This window comes from Bathymodiolus platifrons methanotrophic gill symbiont (assembly GCF_002189065.1).
Taxonomy (GTDB): Bacteria; Pseudomonadota; Gammaproteobacteria; order Methylococcales; family Methylomonadaceae; genus Methyloprofundus.
Genome location: NZ_BDMN01000588.1, coordinates 1 through 1,145, shown reverse-complemented (window position 1 = coordinate 1,145; position 1,145 = coordinate 1). Strand labels below are relative to the sequence as shown.

At 34.5% G+C, this 1,145-nt stretch carries 1 protein-coding gene; it reads left to right on the top strand.

Annotation, left to right across the window (positions count from 1 at the left end; all coding sequences use genetic code 11):
* Positions 1-241: 241 nt before the first annotated feature.
* Positions 242-1,145, top strand: a 904-nt coding sequence (locus tag CDZ78_RS20750) for a GTP-binding protein (protein ID WP_140414284.1), incomplete at its 3' end; no start/stop codon positions are given.

The following is a 1,145-nucleotide window of genomic DNA, read 5'->3' as shown; positions in this document are numbered from 1 at the left end:
GGGAGCTATAAGACATCATAAAGCAATTTTTTTGTTAAAAACATAGCTTTGGCTATGATTTGAACAAAAAAATCACTTTCTAATATCTTATATCACCCTATCTTAGGTACTTCTAATTTGCATTGCTCTCATAATAAAAAAAGGAGTATCATAAATATTATTTGAATATTAAGGCAAACCCCATTGAAAGAAGTTTAAAAACATTGTATAATACGGCTTAAATTTTAATCAAGGCTAACAAATGGCAAGAACGAACCCCCTTAACAAAATACGAAATATAGGTATTGCAGCACATATTGATGCTGGTAAGACAACTACTACAGAAAGAATTCTGTATTATACAGGAAAATCACATAAAATCGGTGAGGTGCATGATGGTGCAGCTACTATGGATTGGATGGAGCAAGAGCAAGAAAGAGGTATTACTATTACTTCGGCTGCTACTACTTGTCATTGGAATGATGAGCAGATAAATATTATCGACACTCCAGGGCATGTTGATTTTACTATTGAAGTTGAGAGAAGTATGAGAGTTCTTGATGGGGCTGTTGCTGTTTTTTGCTCTGTTGGTGGAGTTCAGCCTCAAAGTGAGACTGTTTGGAGACAGGCTAATAAATATGGTGTTCCTCGAGTTATTTTTGTTAATAAAATGGATAGAACGGGCGCGGATTTTTATAATGTGGAATCTCAGGTTGCTGAGAAATTAAAGGCAAATCCAGTTCCAATTCAAATACCAATAGGTGCAGAGGCAGAATTTGCAGGTATTATTGATTTAGTAGGAATGAAAGCATATATTTGGGAAAATGAAGATTTAGGTGCTAAATTTAATGTAGGTGATATTCCAGCTGAATATAAAGAAAAAGCTGAAGAATATAGAGAAAATATGATAGAAAAAGTTTCAGAATGTGATGAAGTTTTAATGGAGAAATATTTAGAAGACCCTGCTAGTATTACTAATGCGGAACTTAAAGCGGGAATTAAAAAAGCTTGTATTGCAATGGAAATGATTCCTATGACTTGTGGTTCGGCTTTTAAAAATAAAGGTGTTCAGACTTTATTAGATGCTGTAGTTGATTATCTTCCAAACCCTACTGAAGTTGCGACTATCAAAGGTGAGACTATGGATGGAGAGCCATTAGAGGTTG